Source organism: Chryseobacterium sp. GTID13 (genome assembly GCF_056172655.1).
On record NZ_JAOCMB010000005.1, the window covers coordinates 1520902 to 1542367 of the forward strand.

The following is a 21466-nucleotide window of genomic DNA, read 5'->3' on the forward strand; positions in this document are numbered from 1 at the left end:
TTAATTAAGCTGTACCTGAAAATCTTCTCCAAGCGTCAGAACTCCTTCCGTTAAAGCTTCTGAATGGGTACTGAAACCTTTCAGCTTTGAAGTTTTTCCCTTTAAAACCAAGTCTAAAAGCTGTTTGTCAGACAACTTCTTCCCGAAAATATCAAAGGTGATTTTGAAACCGCAATTTTTAAAATCTGAACATCCTACTGCTGCTTTTCCTTTGATCAGGTGGTGTTCTTTACATTTCGGGCACTTTGTTTCTTCCCAGGATTGAAGTTCTTTTTTCTGTGCAGGTTCTCTTTTTTCTTTTCCTCCGGTTTTTCTTCTTCCTGCAGCATGATTACTTTTCCTTTCCCGTCAACTACTTTTCGGGTAAGATCGGAAACCATCTGGATCAGCTCTTCTTTAAACTGATTGGCTTCATATTCCCCTTTTTCGATTTTTCGCAGCTTTTGTTCCCATTCTCCGGTCAGTTCAGGACTTTTCAGAAGTTCGTCCTCAATGGTATCAATTAACTGAATGCCGGTTTGGGTAGCGATAAGATTTTTTCTTTTCTTTTCTATATATTTCCTTTTAAAAAGGGTTTCGATGATGTTGGCGCGGGTGGACGGTCTTCCGATCCCATTGTTTTTAAGCAGTTCACGAAGTTCCTCATCTTCCACCTGTTTTCCTGCAGTTTCCATAGCTCTCAGCAGGGTTGCTTCGGTGTATGGTTTCGGCGGTGTGGTTTTTCCCTGATGGATCATAGGATCGTGAGGACCACTTTCCCCTACTTTAAATTCAGGAATGGTCTGTTCCTCTTCTTTCTCCTTCTCCTTATCAGCAACTTCTTCTTTCGGTTCTTTGGCATAAACCGCTCTCCATCCCGGTTCAAGAACCTGTCTGCCGCTGGTTTTAAAAGGAATGGTTCCTACTTTTCCTTCCACCAGTGTATTTGAGATTTTACATTCCGGATAAAAAACAGAAATAAAACGTTTTGCAACAAGGTCATAAATCAGTTTTTCCTCCCTGCTCAGATTTTGGGAAGGCGGAACTTCTGTTGGAATAATTGCATGGTGATCGGTTACTTTTGTATCATCAAAAACGGCTTTTGATTTTGGAATCGGAGCTTCCAGTAACGGGGCAATCAGATCCTGATAAGGATACATTTTCTGAAGAATGCCAGCTATTTTCGGATATAAGCTATCTGATAAATAAGTGGTATCAACACGCGGATAGGTTACATGCTTTTTTTCGTAGAGACTTTGGATATAATTCAAGGTATTTTCTGCAGAATATCCATATTTTTTATTCGCTTCCACCTGAAGTCCGGTAAGGTCGAAAAGTCTTGGATTTTTCTCTTTTCCTTCTTTAATTTCAAAAGAAACAATCTCAAAAGGATTCAATTTCAGGTATTCAAGTCCTTTTTCTGCCCGGTCTAAGGTTTTCAAACGGTCAATTGCCGCATTGAAAATAACGTCACGGTATTTTGTTTTAAGCTCCCAATATTCTTCGGTGGTGAAAGCATCAATTTCTTTCTGACGCTGAACAAGCATCGCCAGAGTCGGCGTCTGTACTCTTCCGATGGAAAGAACGGCCTTATTGCCACCAAATTTTTTGGTAAATAACCTTGTGGCATTGATTCCCAGCAGCCAGTCGCCGATTGCTCTTGCATTTCCGGCCAGATACAGGTTTTTATAGTCTTCAGCAGGCTTCAGATTGGCAAAACCCTCTTTAATAGCTTCTTCGGTAAGGGATGAGATCCATAAACGCTGAACGGGTTTATTACATTTTGCCTTCTGCAAAACCCATCGCTGGATCAGCTCTCCTTCCTGCCCGGCATCACCACAGTTAATGACCTCATCACATTCCTCCACTAATTTCTCAATCACTTTGAACTGGTTTTCCACGCCTTTATTGGGGATTAATTTGATCCCAAAACTGCTTGGAATTATAGGCAGTAAAAACAAATTCCAGGATTTGTACTGAGGACCGTAATCGTGTGGCTCCTTTAAAGTACAAAGGTGTCCGAACGTCCAGGTCACACAGTATCCGTTGCCCTCCATATAGCCCTGCTTAGGCACTGTAGCACCCAATACTTTGGCGATATCTCTGGCAACACTCGGCTTTTCGGCAATACAAAGTTTCATGAATTTCGGAATTATTGAAGGGGGACAAAAGTCGGGATTTTTTTGGATTTTGCTAATTTAGTTAGGAGTCGGCACTTGCCTTTTTAGTATAAGTACCTGAAATAAGGATCAATAAGTAAGTATATATTGTCGGATGGAATTTTAGTTATTGATAATTAAATTTTTAAATGCCTAACCAGAGTATTAACAAAACTTAAAATAATATAATCACTTGAAATACAATTCATTAAAAACATTAGAGGTAAAAAATATTAAAAAGTCTATTATTTTAGTGGACTAATAAAAATATATGTCCTATATTTGCAACCGTATTCAGGAAATGAAATAAAATGGAAAAGGAATTAAAACATCAGTCCGTAAATAAACAGACCATCAAAACTATGATGATGTGCAACTGTATGCCTGTGCATCAGAAATTCCGTGGCTGACCTTGATTTAAATATACCATATTCTAAAGGCCTTACCACGTTGTAGGGCCTTTTTATTTTAAAATACAATCATACAAAAACATACAATGAGCACTTCTAAAAACAGCTGGCTGGTGCCACTCGCATTTATTAATATTTACGTGATCTGGGGAGTTACATTTCTCGCCATTTCTTTCGGTCTTAAAGGATTTCCTCCTTTTATCCTTTCCGGATTCCGGTTTTTAGCAGCAGGACTTCTGATGCTGGGATGGCTGAGTGCTAAAGGTGAAAAAGCAAATTCTTTAACCAACTGGAAAAAAACGGGATTACCGGAATACTGATTCTTACAGGAGGAACGGGCCTTGTAGCCTGGGGTGAACAATATGTATCCGCTTCTGAGGCAGCCATTGCTATTGCAACAGGTCCCTTTTGGTTTATTGCAATCGATAAAAAAACTGGAAATATTATTTCTCAGATAAATTCATTCCAATCGGATTGATTATTGGATTTGCGGGTTTAATATTATTCCTGAACGGAAGCGTTGCCGGTACCCATCATACAACAGCTGACGGAAAACTCAGAATCTCTGCATTTATTGTCCTGGCATTAAGTTCTGTAGCGTGGGTTCTTGGATCTTTATATTCAAAGAAAAATCCGGCCTCGCAGTCCACGTTTATGAATATTGCCCAGCAGCTTATCATAGCCGGAGTGGCTTCCTTTATTATTGCATCGTTCAGAAGAGAATGGCACGGTTTTTCATTCTCCAATATTCCTGTATCGGCTTGGGCAGGAGTATTGTTCCTGGTGTTCTTCGGATCGATAGTCGCTTATTTGTCTTACATATGGCTGCTGTCTGTAAAACCGGCTGCACTAGTAAGTACCCATACTTATATTAACCCGATCGTTACGGTATTCGCAGGCTGGATCATAGCCGGGCAAACTATTAACGGGAGCCAGCTGTACGGCTTATCTGTGATATTGTTGGGAGTACTTCTTACCAATACGACCAAATACTTCAGGCTTTCGAAACGCTCAAAAGTAAAGATCAGAAGACTGAAAAGGTTCTTCAATAAAACCGTAAGACCGTATCAGCCAATTTAAAATTAAACTATACTATTAAAAATGATAGAAATCAAGAACATTTCAAAAACATTTCATCAGAAAAAGCAGTCCTTCAAAGCTTTGGATCAGGTAAGCCTGAGCATAGAAAAGGGAGATATCGTAGGGATCATAGGGTTTTCCGGTGCCGGAAAAAGTACCCTGATCCGTACCGTAAATCTTCTGGAAAGACCTGACGAAGGCCAGATCATTATCAACGGAAAGGATTTCACTAAGTTAAGCCCAAAACAGCTTGCCGGTGAACGAAAAAAAATCGGGATGATTTTCCAGCATTTTAATCTGCTTTCGTCAAGAACGGTTTTTGACAATGTAGCCCTTTCCCTTGAGCTTGATCATGTCAGTAAAGATGAGATCAGTAAAAAAGTAAATGAACTCCTGAAGATCGTAGGACTGGAAAACAAGGCCAACGACTATCCTAAAAGCCTTTCCGGAGGACAGAAACAAAGGGTGGCCATCGCAAGGGCACTGGCCAACGATCCTTATCTCCTTCTCTGTGATGAAGCCACCAGTGCACTGGACCCTGCGACCACACAATCGATTCTGCAGCTTTTAAGGGATATTAATCAAAGACTTGGTATTACTATTCTCCTGATCACCCACGAGATGGAAGTTATCAAAGCTGTCTGCAATCATGTAGCGGTAATAGACAAAGGAAAATTATTAGCAAAAGGAACATTAAGCGAGATCATTTCGGACAGGGAAAATCCGGTGATCCGCCAATTTATAAATTCAGATATCATGACCATACCTCAGGAACTTAATAAAAAACTGCAGAAAGAACCGCAAGACGGCTTATTTCCGCTGGTTGAAATAGAGCTCAATGAAAACATCAGTGTTGAAAAACTTCTTTCTACGCTCTATGACCAATATAAAATACCTTACAAGCTTTTAAAAGCCGATGTAGAGTATCTTGGTGACTCTAATTTCGGAAAACTCCTGCTTCAGCTCCAGGGTGAAACCGAAGACAACCAGAAAGCGATCTATTATTTTAACCAGAATAAAATTCAAAATACAGTAAAAGGATATGCTTAGTGATTCGGTAATTTCTCTTTTGGGAAAGGGACTTTGGGAAACGGTTTATATGACGTTTGTTTCAGGATTTTTTGGATTTGTTTTAGGTCTTCCGGTTGGAATTCTGTTGTTTTTAACGAGAAAGGGACAGCTGTTGGAAAACACCGCTTATTACAGAATCACCTCTGTTTTGGTTAATATTTTCCGTTCTATTCCTTTTATTATATTGATTGTCTGGATGATTCCATTCACAAGGGTAATCATTGGAACTTCAATAGGAATGAATGCAGCCCTGGTTCCGCTGAGCGTAGGAGCTGCTCCGTTTATTGCGAGGTTGGTGGAAAACAGTCTTCTCGAGGTTCCCCATGGTTTGATAGAAACCGCAAGAGCTTTGGGCGCATCACCATTACAGATCATTCAGAAAGTATTGCTTCCTGAAGCACTTCCTTCCCTGATCAACAACGCAGCGATCACCTTAATCACATTAGTAGGTTATTCTGCAATGGGAGGTGCACTGGGCGCTGGCGGTTTAGGACAGATCGGCTATCAGTATGGATATATCGGCTATGATGCTGTGATTATGAATGTGGTTCTGATACTGCTTGTCGTATTGGTATTCATCATACAGTTTGCAGGAGACAGATTGGCAAAGAAATTTGACCACAGGTAAATACAATAAACCGGTGGCTTCGAGTGCCTCAGCCACCTCTTTAACACCCAGAATTCTAATGAAAAAAATAAATATTATAGGCTTTTTGACAGCCGGACTCTTCATATTCAACGCATGTTCAGGAAAAAAGATGATCCGAACCATATTGTAGTAGGAATTACTTACGGACCGGAAATGGAAATTGCCATAGCAGCAAAAAAAGTGGCTAAAGAAAAATATAATCTTGACGTGGAGCTTATTCCGTTCAATGATTATGTGGTTCCGAATGAAGCTTTAAACAACGGAGATATCGAAGCTAATGCCTTCCAGCATGTTCCCTACCTGAATGAGCAATCGAGACAGAGAGGATACAAACTGGCTGTGGTCGGGAATACTTTTGTATATCCTATCGTTGCTTATTCAAAAAAGATCAGAAGCATAAGCCAGCTGCAGAACGGAAGCACCATCGTTATTCCAAATGATCCTACCAACGAAGGCCGGTCCTTACTTCTTCTTCAGAAAAACGGACTTTTAAAATTAAAGGAAGGTGTCGGGTTATTACCTAAAGTCACAGACATTACTGAAAATCCAAAACAGCTGAAAATCCTTGAAATAGAGGCTCCCCAGTTACCAAGAGTTTTGGATGACAGAGAAGTGGTTATTGCCATCATCAATAATAATTTTGCTTCACAGGCCGGGTTAGATGCAGAAAAGCAGGGTGTTTTCAGTGAAGATAAAGACTCACCATATGTGAATGTTATTGTTACGACCCATGACAATGAAAATTCTGCAAAAGTCAAAAATTTCGTAAAAGCTTACCAGTCAGAGGCTGTGGTTAAAAAAGCAGAAGAAATTTTTAAAGGCGGTGCAGTGAAGGGATGGGTGGATCATGAGTGATGTGAGTTCGGGTTTCGGGGTTTGAGTTTCGAGTTTCAAGTTTCAAGTTCCGGGTTGTACGTCGCAGCAGAAAGAGCTCAACTAGAAACTGGTGGCTTCGAGTGCCTCAGCCACCAGATATTTTCCTTCATTAATATTGATGAATTATTAATCCTTATCTTAAAACACGAAACCCGAACCCCGCAACCCTAAGACTCTCAAACTCTCAAACTTCTTAAACTAATTAATTTTATTTTCTCAATTTGAGATAATAAAAATTTTACTTACTTTTGTTGTTAATCAATAAAAGGTATTTTATGTTCAAGAAAACCGCCATTGTAAGTTTATTCACTCTTATTGCTGCTTCATATATGGCCCAGACTCATACTCAACCCGTTTATTTAGATGAATCAAAACCTGTAGAACAGCGTATTCAGGATGCTCTTTCAAGAATGACGCTTGAAGAAAAAGTGGCGATGCTGCATGCACAGTCCAAATTCAGCTCACCCGGCGTTCCGAGATTGGGAATTCCTGAATTCTGGACAACAGACGGTCCTCACGGGGTAAGACCTGAAGTGATGTGGGATGAATGGGATCAGGCTGGATGGACCAATGACTCGATCATTGCCTACCCTGCCCTCACGGCACTTTCCGCAACATGGAACAAAAAAATGTCATGGAATTACGGAAAAGCTCTTGGGGAAGAAGCCCGTTACAGAAAAAAGGACATTCTTCTTGGACCCGGGGTTAATATTTACAGAACTCCGCTGAATGGAAGAAACTTTGAATATATGGGGGAAGACCCTTATTTAACTTCAAAAATGGTGGTTCCTTATATCAAAGGGGTTCAATCTAACGGAGTGGCTACTTCTGTGAAGCATTTTGCTTTAAACAACCAGGAAATGTTCCGCCATACCAGTAACGTGAATGTAGATGACAGAACACTTTATGAAATCTATCTTCCGCCATTCAAAGCAGCAGTAACCGAAGGTGATTCATGGACGATCATGGGGGCTTATGATATGTACAAAAACCAATATGCCAGCCAGAATCAATATCTTTTGAATGATATTCTGAAAAAGGAATGGGGCTACAAAGGTGTTGTGATATCCGACTGGGGAGCAGTAAACAATACGGAACAAGCCATCCACAACGGGCTGGACCTTGAATTCGGCAGCTGGACCAACGGGCTTTCTAAAGGAACTAAAAACGCTTACGATAATTATTATCTGGCAAAACCTTATTTAGACCTTATCAAATCCGGAAAAGTAGGAACTCAGGAGCTTGACGATAAGGTAACGAGACTTCTGCGTCTGGCCTATAAAACCACAATGAACAGAAACAAACCTTTCGGGAATGTTGCTTCTGAGGAACACAAGGCGGTAGCCAAAGAAATCGGGGAAGAAGGTATTGTACTGCTGAAAAATCAAGGAAACGTACTTCCGATTGATATTAATAAAACTAAAAAAATTGCCGTTATCGGTGAAAATGCCATTAAAGTAATGACGGTCGGCGGAGGTTCTTCATCACTAAAAGTAAAATATGAAACCCTGCCTTTAGACGGAATCAAAAGCAGATTTGGAAAACAGGCCGATGTACAGTATGCAAGAGGTTATGTGGGTGATATCGGTGGAGAATACAACGGGGTAAAATCCGGACAGAACCTGAAAGACGACCGTTCTGCAGAAGAATTACTCAAAGAAGCTGTAGAACTGGCAAAAAATTCCGATTACGTGATTTTCGTGGGAGGACTGAATAAATCTGACTTCCAAGACAGCGAAGGTAACGACAGAAAAAGCTACGAGCTTCCCTACAATCAGGACCATGTGATTTCGGCATTGGCAAAAGCCAATAAAAACCTTGCAGTGGTTCTGGTTTCCGGAAATGCAGTCGCCATGCCTTGGATCAAGGAGGTTCCTTCCGTACTTCAATCCTGGTATCTTGGATCTGAAGCCGGTAATTCTATCGCTTCTGTTTTGGCAGGTGATGCCAACCCTTCCGGAAAGCTTCCGTTTTCATTCCCTGTGAAACTTGAAGATAATTCAGCGCACCGATTGGGAGAATATCCCGGACAGAAAGACGAACTGGCAGCCGGAAAAGGTAAAGACCAGAAAAACCCGATCAATATTACCTACAATGAAGGTATTTTCGTAGGATACCGCTGGCATGACACGAAGAAAATAAAACCTTTATTCAGCTTCGGACATGGATTGAGCTACACCACATTTGAATTCGGAAAAGCAACGGCTGATAAAACAGTGATGTCTCAGGATGACAAGATCACTTTCACCGTAACCGTAAAAAATACAGGAAAAAAGCAGGTGCTGAAGTAGCCCAGCTTTACATCAGCGATATGAAAGCTTCCGTACCACGTCCCACAAAAGAATTAAAAGGCTTTGAAAAAGTATTCTTAAATCCCGGCGAACAAAAAGAAGTAACCTTTACCATTGATAAAACAGCATTGAGCTATTTTGATGCTGAAAAACATGACTGGGTAGCTGAACCCGGAGATTTTGAAGCACAGATTGGTAATTCTTCTGATGCCATTAAGACAAAGGTGAAGTTTACGTTGAAGTAGTCATCATATTAGTATATTTAATTTTGAAGCAGGTTCTAAGGGGCCTGCTTTTTTAAATCATTTCTTTTATTAATTATTCTTCTACTGATCTAATATTAACCTCTATTTTTTCGCCTTTAACTCTTATATTTTTATCCAAATAAATCAATCCATATTCTTTCTTATTCTTTAAATTATTGTTTAAGTCTAAAGCTGTTGGAATCACATGAGGAAAAGGTGATAATTCAGTGAAACCCTCAAAAGGAAAAACTGGAAAAAAAGTTTGAATAGCAAAGTTTTTATAGCTTAATATCAGTAATGTTTTAGGAATTTGTCTAGTAACATTTAATTTTCTATCAAAAATCGCACATCTAATTTTATCTGTTGGACTATTAAATGGAAAAATTGTAAAAGCCAAACATGGACGAATAATCACATTTTGTTTTAATGACATGAGCCATTCAATAGTCTCATTATAATTCTTAATTATCTCTTCATTAATTATCGATAGGCCAATTTTAATTAAGCTTCTATACACATATTCTGGAATATATGAAGCTGTTTCTATTGTAAAATTTATTTCTTTTTTACTGTTTATAAGATCATCAGGAAAGTTCGTAATGTGGAACACATTTTTATCATCTTGATGTATCTCTAATTTATTTTTAAATTTAGGTGTCTTGTTTTTTTTATTTTTAGTGCTTGAAAGAGTATTTAATGGTAATAAAAGGTTAGCAAGTTCATTTTCAAATGCAGAAAAATATTTATTACAATTATCACATTCAAAATCTGAAGTTAAATTTTTGTTACCTAAGAATTCAGGAATTGTATGAGATACATTTTTAAATTTAACCTCAGGAAATTGTTTTTTACAAAATCTACATTCTTTTTCTTTCGCACCTTTTAAAACTCTTTTATTATTCGAATCATTCTCCTGAATTTCAATAGAATCAATAATTTCATACTCTTCACTTAATTTTTGTAAATTAGAAAAAGCTTCCTCGTTTATTGGATAGTTTGATTTTATTTTCATGCAATAAGTGTGAAAATAAATATAATATTTTATTTCGTATACTAAGTTTTAAATGAAAAAAATGTTTTATGGAAACTGTTTTAAAGTACCCCATTGTCTGATAGTATCAAATGATATTATTAAAAAATAGATATATTAATGAGCATTCTCAAAATAATGGATCATCTCTCCTTCAGGAAGATAGTATTCCTGCGTACCGATCTCAGACTCCCTGCTTCCGCTGTTTTCCAGAAAAGAGTTACTGAAAAGGGCATATGAAGGCTGTTCAGCGAAGTCATTTTTAAGCATTTGGTGGGCTTCAACTACTGTTTTGCCATACAGCTTCTTAAAATTCCCGATCGTATACTGTGAAAACTTCCCATAGTGTACAATAAATTTGAGTGACATATCGATAGGAATGCTCAGCTCCTTACTCAATTCTTTAATCTTTTGGTTAAAAGCATTCCTCATCTTCCAAAGCATCCTGGAAATACGCTGATAGGAAGGATTATTATCATACCTGTAAAATAAAATAGCATCCCCTTCAATCTCTGAAATTTCAAAATACTGATCGTTCATATCGATCAGGATAGATAATAGTTGTCTTACAATATATTCTCCCGTATAAAGTTTTGTATTGAACACAAATTCAGTAAACCCGCTGAAATCGGGAATAAGAATGACACCTGCATGTATATTTGTATTCTTCATGATGAGATCGTTTAAGCTTTCATCATCATAGACGAAGAAGAATTTATTTTACTTTATGAAGAGGGAAAAATTAACTTTCTTTGCTGTTCTTTATATCTCAATAATTAATTCTTTCTCATAACCATTATATTTTTCGTCAATATAGCCATGAGGATTACAAATTATTTCAGTCTCCCCGATCTTGTACTTACAGGGTGTATGAATATGTCCGTGAATCCAGTATTTTGGCTGATATTCCATGATAAAATCCTCCAGATCGGATGCATAAGCTGCCGTTAAAGGATCTTTTTTATAATAATCAGGAACAGACTGAATACTCGGTGCGTGATGCGTCACTACAATATTCTTTAAATCAGTAGATTTTTCAAGGCTTTCTTTTAACCAAAGTTTTGAGAACTGATGTATTTTAAAAGTATCAAGGGTTCTCATCTTCGAATAGGATGGATCCCGCTTGATTTTTTTATAATCATTCATTTTGGGCTGACAAATCATTCCATAATACATCGGATCTCCAAAAATAGAAAAGTCTGTCCAAAGCGTAGCACCGTGAAAACGAATGCCACCAATATCCACAGATTCAATTTCAAGAACAAAGACATTTGAATTCTCAGCAGCCTGCTTAATTTTGTTTAAGGTTTTCGGATATGAACCTTTGTAATATTCATGATTTCCCAGAACATAGACGACAGGCTTGTTTTCTATCTTCGACTTGATCCATTCGATTCCTTTTGTACCCAGGTTAATATCTCCGGCCAAAACAACAATATCTGCATTTTCAAAAAATAAATCAGTCGAGCCGAATTCCTGATGAAGATCGCTGATAATCTGTATTTTCATTTTGCTAAAATAAAAAGAACCGGCACAATAATGCCGATCCCTTTTCATATAGTTGTATATTTTTAATCAAACTTATGAAACAGCTATTTCTGTATGTTTCATTTTTGAACTTTTAACGATGAAATAAAGGAGCAATCCAAGAGCCAGCAAAGCGTACCCGACCAGAATGATCAGACTTAAATCGCCCACGGCATATTGAGAAGGAAAAATCTGGCTCATTAGAGTCATGAACGAAAGTCCGATCCCTGCTCCTAAAAAGTAACTGGTTGAGCTTAAACTGGAAGCCACTCCATAATGAGATGGCGCTACATCCTGGATTCCCATTACCGAAAGCGCAGTAAAGCAAAACGTCATTCCGATTCCTGAAATACAGGCTGCTCCCAATAATACAACCGTCAATGGATGACCTGTATAAACCGCAATCAATAAAGATAACGCTCCGGCAAGCATAAAACTCCAGCCAAAAATTCCCATCTGTGAAGAGTTTAGCCTTCTGGAAATATAAGGTAAAACAAATTTTGCAGCCAGTGCAGACATAATACTGAAAGGCACCAGCATCAATCCGGCAGAAGCCGCACTGTGCCCCATATCCTTTTGAAGCATTAATGAAATAAGGAATAAAAATCCTATGAAAAAAGCCCCTAATGTAAAGAAAACAGCATTAGAAATCACTAATGATCTGTGTCTGAACATCTGCAAATCGATCAACGGCTGTTCGACAGATTTTAACCTGATCAATACAGCTGCCAGAAGCAAAACGGCAAGTATCAGGGAACCGATAATAAGAAAAGGATTCTCTTTTATATGAACCAGTTCATGCGTTCCGTAAGTAAGACTTAAAAGTCCCAAAACAAGCAATATTCCCGATACAAGATCTGTTTTCTGCCCCGCTTCATCTTTTTCGTCTGCAGGCAGATATTGGTAAGCAAAAACCAGGGTGATCAAAAGAATAGGAACATTGATCAGGAAAACCCAGTGCCAGCTTAAGTAAGTACTGATAATCCCCCCACTGAAAGACCGCTTCCAGAACCAATGGCAGCAAATGAACTGAAAATCCCGATGGCACGGTTACGTTCCTGCTCATCCCTGAATGTGTTGGTCACAATGGATAATGCAGAAGGCATGATAAATGCAGCTCCTAATCCCTGAAGAGCACGGAATACAGCTAACGTTTCAAAGCTTTGGGAAAGTCCGGCTCCTAACGAAGTCAGCATAAAGATCAGAGCTCCGATAAGGAATATTTTCTTACGCCCGATCTGATCGGAAAGCTTCCCGCCAATAATCAGAAAACCACCGAAAAAAAGCACATATAAAGTCTGAAGCCACTGTACAGTTGCAGATCCGATATTGAACTGCTCCTGAATAGAAGGAATAGTTAAATTAATAATGGCAATATCCAAAGCCTCCACAAACGTTCCTACCGATGCTAATATTAATATTAAATTTTTCCTCGTACTCATGTATTCAAATTTTCTGCAAAATTAATTTTAAAAGAACATATTTGAAAATTATATAGTAAATTTGGAACAAATAAACTATTTAACACCATATATAAGAACAAATAAACTAATAACAGAATATCAATCTTTAAAAACAGAACAAATGACTACAGACCATTACATTCCGGACGAAAAAGACCTTTCTATCCTGCGATTACTCCAAAAGGATGCTAAAATGAGTGTACGTGATATTTCTGCCAGGATCAATCTAAGCCCGACTCCTACGCATGAACGGATCAAGCGAATGGAAAAGCTTGGCATCATCAGGGAATACACCGCCGTTCTGGACCGTAAAAAAGTAAACAAAGGCATGATGGTGATCTGTATGATCGCCCTGAATGTTCATAATAAAAAAACTGCCGGAAAATTTATAGAAGAGGTGGGAAAACTGAAGGAAGTAGTAGAATTTTATAACATCAGCGGAGATTTTGATTTCATGCTTAAAATTCTTGCACCGAATATGGATGATTTTCATGAATTTTTTGTGAATAAGCTTTCTGAAATTGAAGGAATCGGGCAGACGAAAAGTATTTTTGTGATGAACAGCATTAAGGAAAGTTCGCAGATCCTATAGATATTTTTAGACCAAATGAGTTTGTATATTTTTTTGTCTCTCGCAGATCGAGCAGATGTTTATGTATAATTATGATGAAAATGATTTTTGGTTTCAAATATTTGATAAGCTCAAATTAAACAATTAGTTACCAATATAAATCTGCGAGAGAATCTATTCTCCATAATTTAAAAACCAGAATATTTAAGAATATTTTATCATTTGGTTTTCAGTATTTCTTTTGGGAATTACTAAATTGAAGCTTCATTCTAATATCACAAATATGCCCTGGAATCCTGACGTTTACAATCAATTTAAAAATATCCGTTTCCAACCTTTTTATGATCTTGCTGAACTCATCACTGATGAAAAGGAAATGAAAGCGGTAGACCTTGGCTGCGGGACGGGTGAACAGACGGCCATTCTTACTGAAAAATTTCCCAAGGCACTGTTTACAGGAATCGATTCTTCTCCTGAAATGCTGGAAAAATCTAAAGCACTGGAAAACGAACGTCTTCATTTCAAGCTTGCCACAACGGAAGAAATGCTGAACGCTGATGAAAACTGGGATCTTATTTTCAGTAATGCAGCTTTACAATGGTCGGACAATCATCATGAACTGTTCCCCAAACTCATCTCAAAGTTAAAATCCGGTGGACAGCTTGCTGTACAGATGCCTTATCAGCCGGGGAATACATTGAACAAAATTCTTTCTGAACTGGCGGAGGACGAGCCGTTCAGGTCCCATCTTAAAGACTGGAATCGTCCGTCAGCTGTTCTTACCATAGATGAATATGCACAGATTCTGTTCGATAACGGGATTGAGGATTTAAATCTGTTTCAGAAAGTATATCCTATTATTGCCGACGATCATGAAACTTTATTCAACTTTATTTCCGGATCTGCTTTAATTCCTTACCTGGAGAGGCTTGATGAAGAACAGCAGAAAAGTTTCACAGCGGAATTTAAAATCCGTATTGAGAAAAATTTTCCAAAACTTCCTGCGATTTATGCCTTCAAAAGAATATTGATGTACGGAAGAAAAAAATAAAAAAAGCCCTGCTTACGATTAATGCAGGGCTTTTTTGATTATGAAACTGTCTAAACTTTTATATTGATTATTTTAACCACTTAAGTTTTTTTAGAGCCAGACTTTATGCATAAAAGTACACCTAAGTCTTGGGAAAATCTTTGATTTTCATCTTATGTGAAATTTTTTTCGGAATCATTTTAAACTTACTTAGGTAAACTAAAATGTTTTAGAATGAAAGCTTTTGTGACTTTTGTGGTTGTAAAGTTTAAACAACTTTTATGTTTATACTGTTACTATTTCCAGTAATTCCAAACTGTTCCGTCGAAAACAGCAAATGTTTTACTGGCCGTATCATAACAGATCATTCCGGGATACGGATTTTTTACATTGAGGTGGGGTGAAGATATTTTAGGAAGAATCATTGCTTTGTCGGGTGATTCTAAAACAAGAACTCCATCAGCACTCCCCTCCTTCTCTCCTATTACAACTCCTGCTCCTTTTTCATCCGAATCATTTGCTTTAATTGTTGTAGAATTTCCCGTATCGCTCAATGCTTTCCAACTATTATTTTCATATACTTTTACTTTGTCATCAGAGGTATCAAAAATAAATGTTCCGTTGGCCGGACTTCCGGCAGGAAGCCCTTTTGTAGCAGGAAGAATCAGACCTTTTGTATTGGCAGGGCTGTTGTTAAAACCTAATATTGTGTCTTTACCTTCAATGGTTTCCTTTTCTATAGCTACCTGAGCACTTAAAATACCGGAAACCAATACGATCAGGATAATGCTTATACTTTTTATATGTTTCATACTTTTTATCATTAGGTTAATCATTACAGCTTCTTTCAATACATTTCCATTGAGTTCCGTTGTATAGTTTTACACAGCGATCCTGGATATCATATACCAGCATTCCTTCTTTCGGTTCCGAAACGGCGTCTCCCGACTGGGGAACCTGGCTTACATGCTGTACTCTGGTGATAACAAATCCTTTGGTTTTCGATTCCAATGCCAGAAATCCATTGGGAATATTCTCAGGCCAGCCGGAAGTTTTCTGCTGCACGGTAATCCCCATTTTGGTATAAGTGTCAGGTATGCCTGAAGCTCCGGGTTTGGTACAGTAATCATCCAGTTCGTGAACCACTTCATCTGCAAAACCACAAACCTGTTTATCATCCGGAAGCCCCGCAGGCCACAAAGAAGGGCACATAGCCTTGGTTGCATTCGGACCGCAGAAACTGGCATTTCCAGGCGCAAGACCTGTTACCGTATCCATTGCAATGGCAATAATCTGGCTGTCGTTGCTGAGTATGGAAGCTCCTCCTCCGCTCACCTGTGCCTTGGCAATACAGTAGGCTTTTCCCAAAGGCGCCCCGATATAATTGACAAAAGGATAGGTAACAGACTGCTGATTGAAAGTCCCGCATATCTCTACAACACTGTACGTTCCCATATCAATGGTAGAAGTCGCTCCGGGAAATGCTCCCATAAAGGAAGGATCTTCCTGTGAAACTGATCCTGTAAGAGAAAGATAAGCTTTGGTTCCCAACTTCACTTTTGAATTTTTCTGACTTCCGAAAGCTCCGATTATAATAGATCCTTCTGATTTTACACTGGCTGCATCCCTGATTTCCAGATCACCGTTCGCCCTGATTCCTTTTACAATAAGCGCAGCTCCCGGCTCAATAATCAAAACTGCCCCCTGAGGAATGGTAATATCATTGGTTAATGTAAGATTTCCGTTAAGACAATAGGTTGTTCCCGGATTCATTACCTGGCCGGTGTAAGCTGTGCACTGAGCACCTGCAATACCATAAAAAAGAGCTATTAACAAGAAAATCACTTTCTCATTAATAGCGCCGAAATTTAAATAATTCATACGCTTTTATAATAAATTAAGATTTTTTACACATTTTAAGAGCCAAAATGCGCTTTGCAAAATACAGGACCTATCAACAATTTGCATACCAAAATTTTATTTACAGAAGCTATTTAAGCTAATATTATTGGAGTTATAATCCTTAATTAACACAGCAACAATAATTTAAACAACTGTTTAAAAAAAGTATTTTTTTACGAATTTTTTCCTGAGCTGAAAGAGAACTATTTTTAACTGTATCACATTTTATAAAGATAGTTCTCACTTAAAGAAATTTAAGATTTCTCGACTTACCTGTGAATAATAACAAGATCCAGCCGGATTATTTTCCTAGGCACCAGGGCCGATGGCTAATTTCAATCAACAACTGAATATTCAGAAAATTAAAAAGGTGTGTTTACTGGCACACCTTTTCTAATGGTTATTTTTTTACCATCAACTCTCTAGTCTTCCGGAAATCCAATAATTTTTCCACCATCGAAAAACATTATATAGCATACTGCTCCTATTGTCAATAATAAAAGGAGGCTCCAAAAGGCAATTTTATACCCATTCAGCCGTGTTTCTTTATGGCTGTAACTTTCGTTTTCCCGGCTGAAATCTTCCAGGCTGTTTCCAAGTCTGGGTTTTGAATGATTCTGATTCATCAAAGGGCTTACACTAATTGAGCTGACAGTTCCAATATCCTTGCTCAGCCTGATCTTATCTGCAAATATCTTTCTGCTTTCCAGATGCTGCTTCCGGATGAATTCTACTTTTCCGTCTGACTTTAATTTTTCAACCAGATCTTCTATTTTCGCTGCATATTGATCAAATTCCTGATTGATGGTTACGATGCCTCCTTTTGATTCAATGATCTTCTTTTCATTTTCCTGATGCTTTCTTTCATTTTGAGCAATCTGTTTTTCAAGATCATTAATAATGCTTTTCCTGTCTGCTTTCAGGTTTTCTTTCTCCTGTTCCAGCTCCCGGATACAGCTGTTTACAAGCCTTGCTTTTTCCTCATCCGACTTTTGAATTTCACGGTCGAATCCTTTTCCATCTACAATTTTAAAAATCCCTTTCTGCTGGACAAATTCAGCAACTTCACGATTTTCTGTGAAATAAATCATGTCGTATGTCTCCAAAAGTCCTGCTGCCTTACTCAATAAAGACTGCAGCTGGGAAGAGCTCTTCTCCATATAAACCATCAGATAATTGCCGGACTGTGCAGTACCAAGGGTTTCTATCTGACGGAGATTCAAATTGATTTTGTCAAAGTCTTTCGGCTTATCAATAGAAAATCTATCGGAATGATTAATGGTAATGGTCCCATCTGCAACATTATGATCTTCAAGATGTTGATGGAATTCATTCAAAACATCAATGACAAGACCTTCAGGAGCAACCTTATCCACAAAAATAAGACTCGATCCTATAAATGTCCCGCCACGCTGTGAGTTCTGCTCTTTTGCAAAAGTGTATACAGTATAAGAAATCAGGGATGAGCTGCCCGCCGGCTCTATCCGTATGCCATAGATCCGGCTGCCCGGGAAAAGCTTAACAGCATCTGTTTTTAAATCAAATGTCCTGATATTTTTAGCTATTTCCGCATTACCTCCCAGGAAATAAGACTGCCTGAAACCATTCGGGTTCCCAAAAGTCCCGAATGCAGAAAAAAATAAGTACTGCCCATCAGTTGGTAAAGCTAAATTTTAAACGTTCCCAAAATGTTCCTTCATAATCCAGATCGTAACCGGTAATGCTTCTGTACAGCCATTTGGACAGAACTTCCGCTGTAGACAGATTGAGCAGATTCACCCGCTCCTGCCCTATGGAATTCTGGACGCTCCCGATCGTATAATAGGATTTGCTCAGTCCATAGGTATTAATCCTTTGTAAAGTCATCGGCAGACGGTCGGAAATAAAGCCTTCCAGCTCTTCAGCACTTTCCACATCCATTCTTCCCGATTTGTCCCATTTGGAAATCACCAGTACGGCATTTACAGATTTCAGGTTCTTCCCTTTTCTTTCCAGCTCATCCAGAAATTCATTGATCAGGCTGTCTTCTTTATGGGCAGAATCGTAGCTGGTAACAATAATAAAGGTAAGCGGCACATTGGCATTCAGAAAGGATTCTATACTGCTGTGATAGCTTCCGCCTCTTCTGATCTCATTATGGTTTTCCCCTGAAGTTTCCAGAAAGGTAAGGTCAATAGGAACCACTTTTTTTGATTTATTGTTAGGTTCGAAAACCAGATCCAGTCGGGTCACCTGATCTCTTGTTGACCGGCCCGGTAAAATACCTTGTCGTATGTTTTCAAAAAAATCGGACAGCAGTACGTTAGCCTCTTTACTGTTGGGAGTTCCAAGTTTCGGCCTCAGTACCCCTGCATGAGATTTCAGATAGTAAAGCATGGAGGATAAAATCACAGACTTTCCTGAATCTGCTGTTCCGAAAAAGAATACAAAGTTGCTGTCCTTATTTTTAATATCGTTGGAAATGGTTCTGGCAATGGGAACGAAATCATCCTGTATCTGCTGGTCATGATCAAATGACAGCGGTTTCAGCATTTCTTCTGCTTCCTGATCAAAAGAGAGGGGTTTAAATTTTTCGTTAAAATTTTCCATTGTTTAATTATTTGGAATTAAGGTATTTCCGCTTCTTTTGTTATTGAAAACACTTCCCCGGTTGTTTCTGTTATTATCGGGGCTTGTAACCAGCAGGATGATAATCACAATAATGAAATCCAGCAAAATACATCCTGCAAGTACTACAAACTGATACATTCCAAAGTGTTTGATGGCATGTTCAAATGCAAAACCGATCTTTCCCACTTCCTGAGTCTGGGAAACCAAAGGTTCAAAATGAATTTTCTCATTACCCAAAACGGTTTGTGCCCGGCTTCCCAATTTGTTGTATTCGGCAAGGGATTCATCGATAATGCCCTGCGACAGGTCATCTTTTTCTTTTTTAGACAAAAGAAGCAAATCCTGAATGTTTTTATTCCATTTTAAAGAGGCATTATTCAGGTCTGTCTTCAATGCTCTTTCTTCAGGAGACAGGTCAGAGATCATATTGTCGATCTGATGGCCCATTCTTTCGGAGAGATCTTCGTAATCATTTCCAACGGGAGTCAGTAAATCTATTTTCTGGCCCGTCAGTTTTTCAATATCCCTGATCAATGACTGGGCGCGGGTTCCTATTCCTTTGTTTCCGGGATCTTTGATCTGTTCCATCAGCTGCTTTTTCTTGATCTCGATATTCTGGGTGGTGATTTTATTGTATTTATAGCTCAGCTTGGATTCCACATCGTTTTCGAGAGCCATAAAGCTTTTATTAATATCCCGTAGTTCATCGGTATAAATATCTGTTTTCATAAACCTGGTATAGAGGGCATTAAAATTGGCAATGAAACAAAAAGAAGCAATAAATACGTAGATTCCGACAAGGCTTCCGGTGGGTTTCCCTTCAAGCTTGGCATTCCGAAGCATCCAGCACAGGAACAAAAGTAAAAGGGATAATACCAGAGCAATAACGAATGATGCAGGGCCGAAGATCTGCTGAAGCCCGAGCCATGTCTGGTAAAAGCTTACGCTGATGAGCAGCAAGGCAAGGATTCCCAAAAAGAGGTCTGCAGGAGTTATTTTCTTATTCATAATAATTGAGTTTGTTTGTTTTCGTTTTATAATGCCCGAAACTACAAACAACCCCGAAAGAAAAATTACGGAAAACCGTAAACGGATTTTTATCAGTTTGAAAGAATTTAGCTTGAATAAGTTGAAACCTTTGTATTAAAAAGGCTTTTGGAATAATTAGATCAAACAAATAAAATATATAGATATTAAAAATAATTCAAAATACCCCTTTATCATTGATTTTAAATCCATTACCATCATTTTAAAATCACTTTATCGTGATTAAAATGCATTTTTAATACAAATATTTCATACTTTAGTGATAACTAAAACCATCAAAATTCAAAATTTATGAAAACATCATTATTATCCATGAAAAATGGCCTGGCTGCTGCTATGGTCCTTTTAACAGGTGTTGCAAGTGGCCAACAGTGGGACATCAACGGAAACGCAGGTATCACACCGGCCAATTATGCAGGAACAGCAGATCCGATCGCGTTTTACCTGAGAACCAATGGAGCTTCAGCTAATCCGGGACAGGCTATCCTTAACGAACCCGGCTCATTTATCGTAGATGCCGTGAATAATTCCAACGTCTCTAAAGCAAAGGGAAGCATCGTTGTAGGAATTTCCAATGTTCTTGGGGGCAACGCCGGAAGCTCCCTGGTAGCCGGCTGGGAAAACGATCTGGCTAACGGTGGAGGTGCCAATGTTATTGGCGGCCAGGCCAACGCCGTGCTGAATGGATCAAGCAAATCTGTAGCTCTGGGCTGGAAAAACATCATCAGAAACCATAACCAGTTTGCATTGGGAGTAGGTATAGACCTTAAAGATGTTTATTCCGGCGGATTCGGAATTGACCTTGCCGCTACAGGAAACCGTTCTTTTGTAATAGGCTCCGGAACGGGAGGCGTAAAGCTTACGAATAACATTCCTTTATCAATTATGTTTGGGTTATCGACTACATCAACGATGCTGATCAAAGATAAAAGTGTGGGTATTCTTACACTCACTCCTACCGCCAATTTCCATACGGTAGGAACTGTAAGACATGAAAACCTGCCTACAGGAAGCGGCCGCGCCCTGGTAGTAGATCCCAACGGAAATGTAATGGTTTCCAATACCGCCCTTAACAGAATGGCATCTCCTGATGAAACCATCCTGAAACTGGAAGACCGTATTAAAAACCTTGAAAATACGGTAGAAGAGCTGAAGCAATTGTTACTGAATAAAGGTATTTCATCAACCGATATATCATCAGCTGATGTAGCCAAGTTAGCTCAGAATGTTCCCAATCCCACCAAAAACGGAACAAGCATCAGCTATTACCTGCCAAAAAATACAAAAACAGCTTCTATTGAGATCTATAATATCTCCGGGCAGCTGGTAAGATCTCTCCCGCTTCGTGAAAAAGGGAGCGGAGCAGTTACGGTTTCAAATTCGGATCTTCCATCCGGCACCTATGTGTATACCATGATGACAGACGGAAAAATTACAGGTTCTAAAAAAATGGTTCTGGAGGATTAAATGCTTGATATATTATTTTCAAAAAATGAGCAATGGAGATTTCCATTGCTCGTTTTGAT

The 21466-nt window shown here is 38.7% G+C and carries 16 protein-coding genes and 3 pseudogenes; 9 read left to right on the forward strand and 10 right to left on the reverse strand.

Annotated features, from left to right (window positions below; translation table 11 throughout):
* A pseudogene (locus tag N4G44_RS13545) lies at positions 1–2120 on the reverse strand (type IA DNA topoisomerase).
* A 514-nt stretch (positions 2121–2634) separates the two neighbouring features.
* Between N4G44_RS13545 and N4G44_RS13550 the strand changes: the two are divergent.
* The 6 genes and pseudogenes from N4G44_RS13550 (at position 2635) to N4G44_RS13575 (ending at position 8760) form a co-directional block, all read left to right on the forward strand.
* Entirely contained in the window at positions 2635–2868 is a 234-nt protein-coding gene (locus N4G44_RS13550; RefSeq protein WP_474927646.1) for an EamA family transporter, read from the forward strand.
* Between the two features lie 154 nt (positions 2869–3022).
* On the forward strand, positions 3023–3628 hold the full coding sequence (locus N4G44_RS13555) for a DMT family transporter (protein WP_474927648.1): 606 nt from the start codon (positions 3023–3025) through the stop codon (positions 3626–3628).
* A gap of 21 nt (positions 3629–3649) precedes the next feature.
* Positions 3650–4678 (forward strand): methionine ABC transporter ATP-binding protein, encoded by a 1029-nt coding sequence (locus tag N4G44_RS13560; protein WP_474927650.1) that lies wholly within the window; start codon positions 3650–3652, stop codon positions 4676–4678.
* Entirely contained in the window at positions 4671–5327 is a 657-nt protein-coding gene (gene metI / locus N4G44_RS13565) for a methionine ABC transporter permease MetI (protein WP_048502029.1), read from the forward strand. The genes N4G44_RS13560 and metI overlap by 8 nt, the downstream gene beginning before the upstream one ends.
* A 114-nt stretch (positions 5328–5441) precedes the next feature.
* Positions 5442–6203: a methionine ABC transporter substrate-binding lipoprotein MetQ gene (metQ, locus tag N4G44_RS13570; protein WP_474927652.1), complete on the forward strand. Its 762-nt coding sequence runs from the start codon at positions 5442–5444 to the stop codon at positions 6201–6203.
* Positions 6204–6499: 296 nt separating this feature from the next.
* A pseudogene (locus tag N4G44_RS13575) lies at positions 6500–8760 on the forward strand (glycoside hydrolase family 3 C-terminal domain-containing protein).
* A gap of 73 nt (positions 8761–8833) precedes the next feature.
* Here the strand turns inward: N4G44_RS13575 and N4G44_RS13580 are convergent.
* From N4G44_RS13580 to N4G44_RS13595, 4 genes and pseudogenes are all read right to left on the reverse strand, one after another.
* Positions 8834–9772 carry an HNH endonuclease gene (locus N4G44_RS13580; RefSeq protein ID WP_474927653.1) on the reverse strand — a complete coding sequence of 313 codons (939 nt, stop codon included), beginning with the start codon at positions 9770–9772 and terminating at the stop codon, positions 8834–8836.
* A gap of 135 nt (positions 9773–9907) precedes the next feature.
* Positions 9908–10462 (reverse strand): DUF2652 domain-containing protein, encoded by a 555-nt coding sequence (locus N4G44_RS13585; RefSeq protein ID WP_474927655.1) that lies wholly within the window; start codon positions 10460–10462, stop codon positions 9908–9910.
* 90 nt (positions 10463–10552) lie between these two features.
* Positions 10553–11299, reverse strand: coding sequence for a metallophosphoesterase (locus N4G44_RS13590; RefSeq protein WP_474927657.1), 747 nt, complete (start codon positions 11297–11299; stop codon positions 10553–10555).
* A 72-nt stretch (positions 11300–11371) separates the two neighbouring features.
* Positions 11372–12759, reverse strand: a pseudogene (locus N4G44_RS13595) (MFS transporter).
* Positions 12760–12901: 142 nt separating this feature from the next.
* Between N4G44_RS13595 and N4G44_RS13600 the strand changes: the two are divergent.
* Both N4G44_RS13600 and N4G44_RS13605 read left to right on the forward strand, forming a co-directional pair.
* Entirely contained in the window at positions 12902–13372 is a 471-nt protein-coding gene (locus N4G44_RS13600; RefSeq protein ID WP_474927658.1) for an Lrp/AsnC family transcriptional regulator, read from the forward strand.
* A gap of 262 nt (positions 13373–13634) precedes the next feature.
* Entirely contained in the window at positions 13635–14402 is a 768-nt protein-coding gene (locus tag N4G44_RS13605) for a methyltransferase domain-containing protein (protein ID WP_474927660.1), read from the forward strand.
* A gap of 275 nt (positions 14403–14677) precedes the next feature.
* Here the strand turns inward: N4G44_RS13605 and N4G44_RS13610 are convergent, their stop codons facing one another.
* The 5 genes from N4G44_RS13610 to N4G44_RS13630 all read right to left on the reverse strand — a co-directional run bounded on the left by N4G44_RS13610 (position 14678) and on the right by N4G44_RS13630 (position 19901).
* Positions 14678–15193 (reverse strand): hypothetical protein, encoded by a 516-nt coding sequence (locus tag N4G44_RS13610; RefSeq protein WP_474927662.1) that lies wholly within the window; start codon positions 15191–15193, stop codon positions 14678–14680.
* A gap of 16 nt (positions 15194–15209) precedes the next feature.
* On the reverse strand, positions 15210–16262 hold the full coding sequence (locus tag N4G44_RS13615) for a hypothetical protein (RefSeq protein ID WP_474927665.1): 1053 nt from the start codon (positions 16260–16262) through the stop codon (positions 15210–15212).
* Positions 16263–16705: 443 nt separating this feature from the next.
* Positions 16706–17659, reverse strand: a complete 954-nt coding sequence (locus N4G44_RS13620; RefSeq protein WP_474927667.1) for a coiled-coil domain-containing protein — start codon at positions 17657–17659, stop codon at positions 16706–16708.
* Between the two features lie 277 nt (positions 17660–17936).
* Complete coding sequence (locus N4G44_RS13625; protein WP_474927668.1) at positions 17937–18872, reverse strand: hypothetical protein; 936 nt, start codon at positions 18870–18872, stop codon at positions 17937–17939.
* A gap of 3 nt (positions 18873–18875) precedes the next feature.
* Positions 18876–19901, reverse strand: a complete 1026-nt coding sequence (locus tag N4G44_RS13630; RefSeq protein WP_474927669.1) for a hypothetical protein — start codon at positions 19899–19901, stop codon at positions 18876–18878.
* A 330-nt stretch (positions 19902–20231) separates the two neighbouring features.
* Between N4G44_RS13630 and N4G44_RS13635 the strand changes: the two genes are divergently transcribed.
* Positions 20232–21407, forward strand: coding sequence for a T9SS type A sorting domain-containing protein (locus N4G44_RS13635; RefSeq protein ID WP_474927670.1), 1176 nt, complete (start codon positions 20232–20234; stop codon positions 21405–21407).
* Positions 21408–21466: the final 59 nt, after the last annotated feature.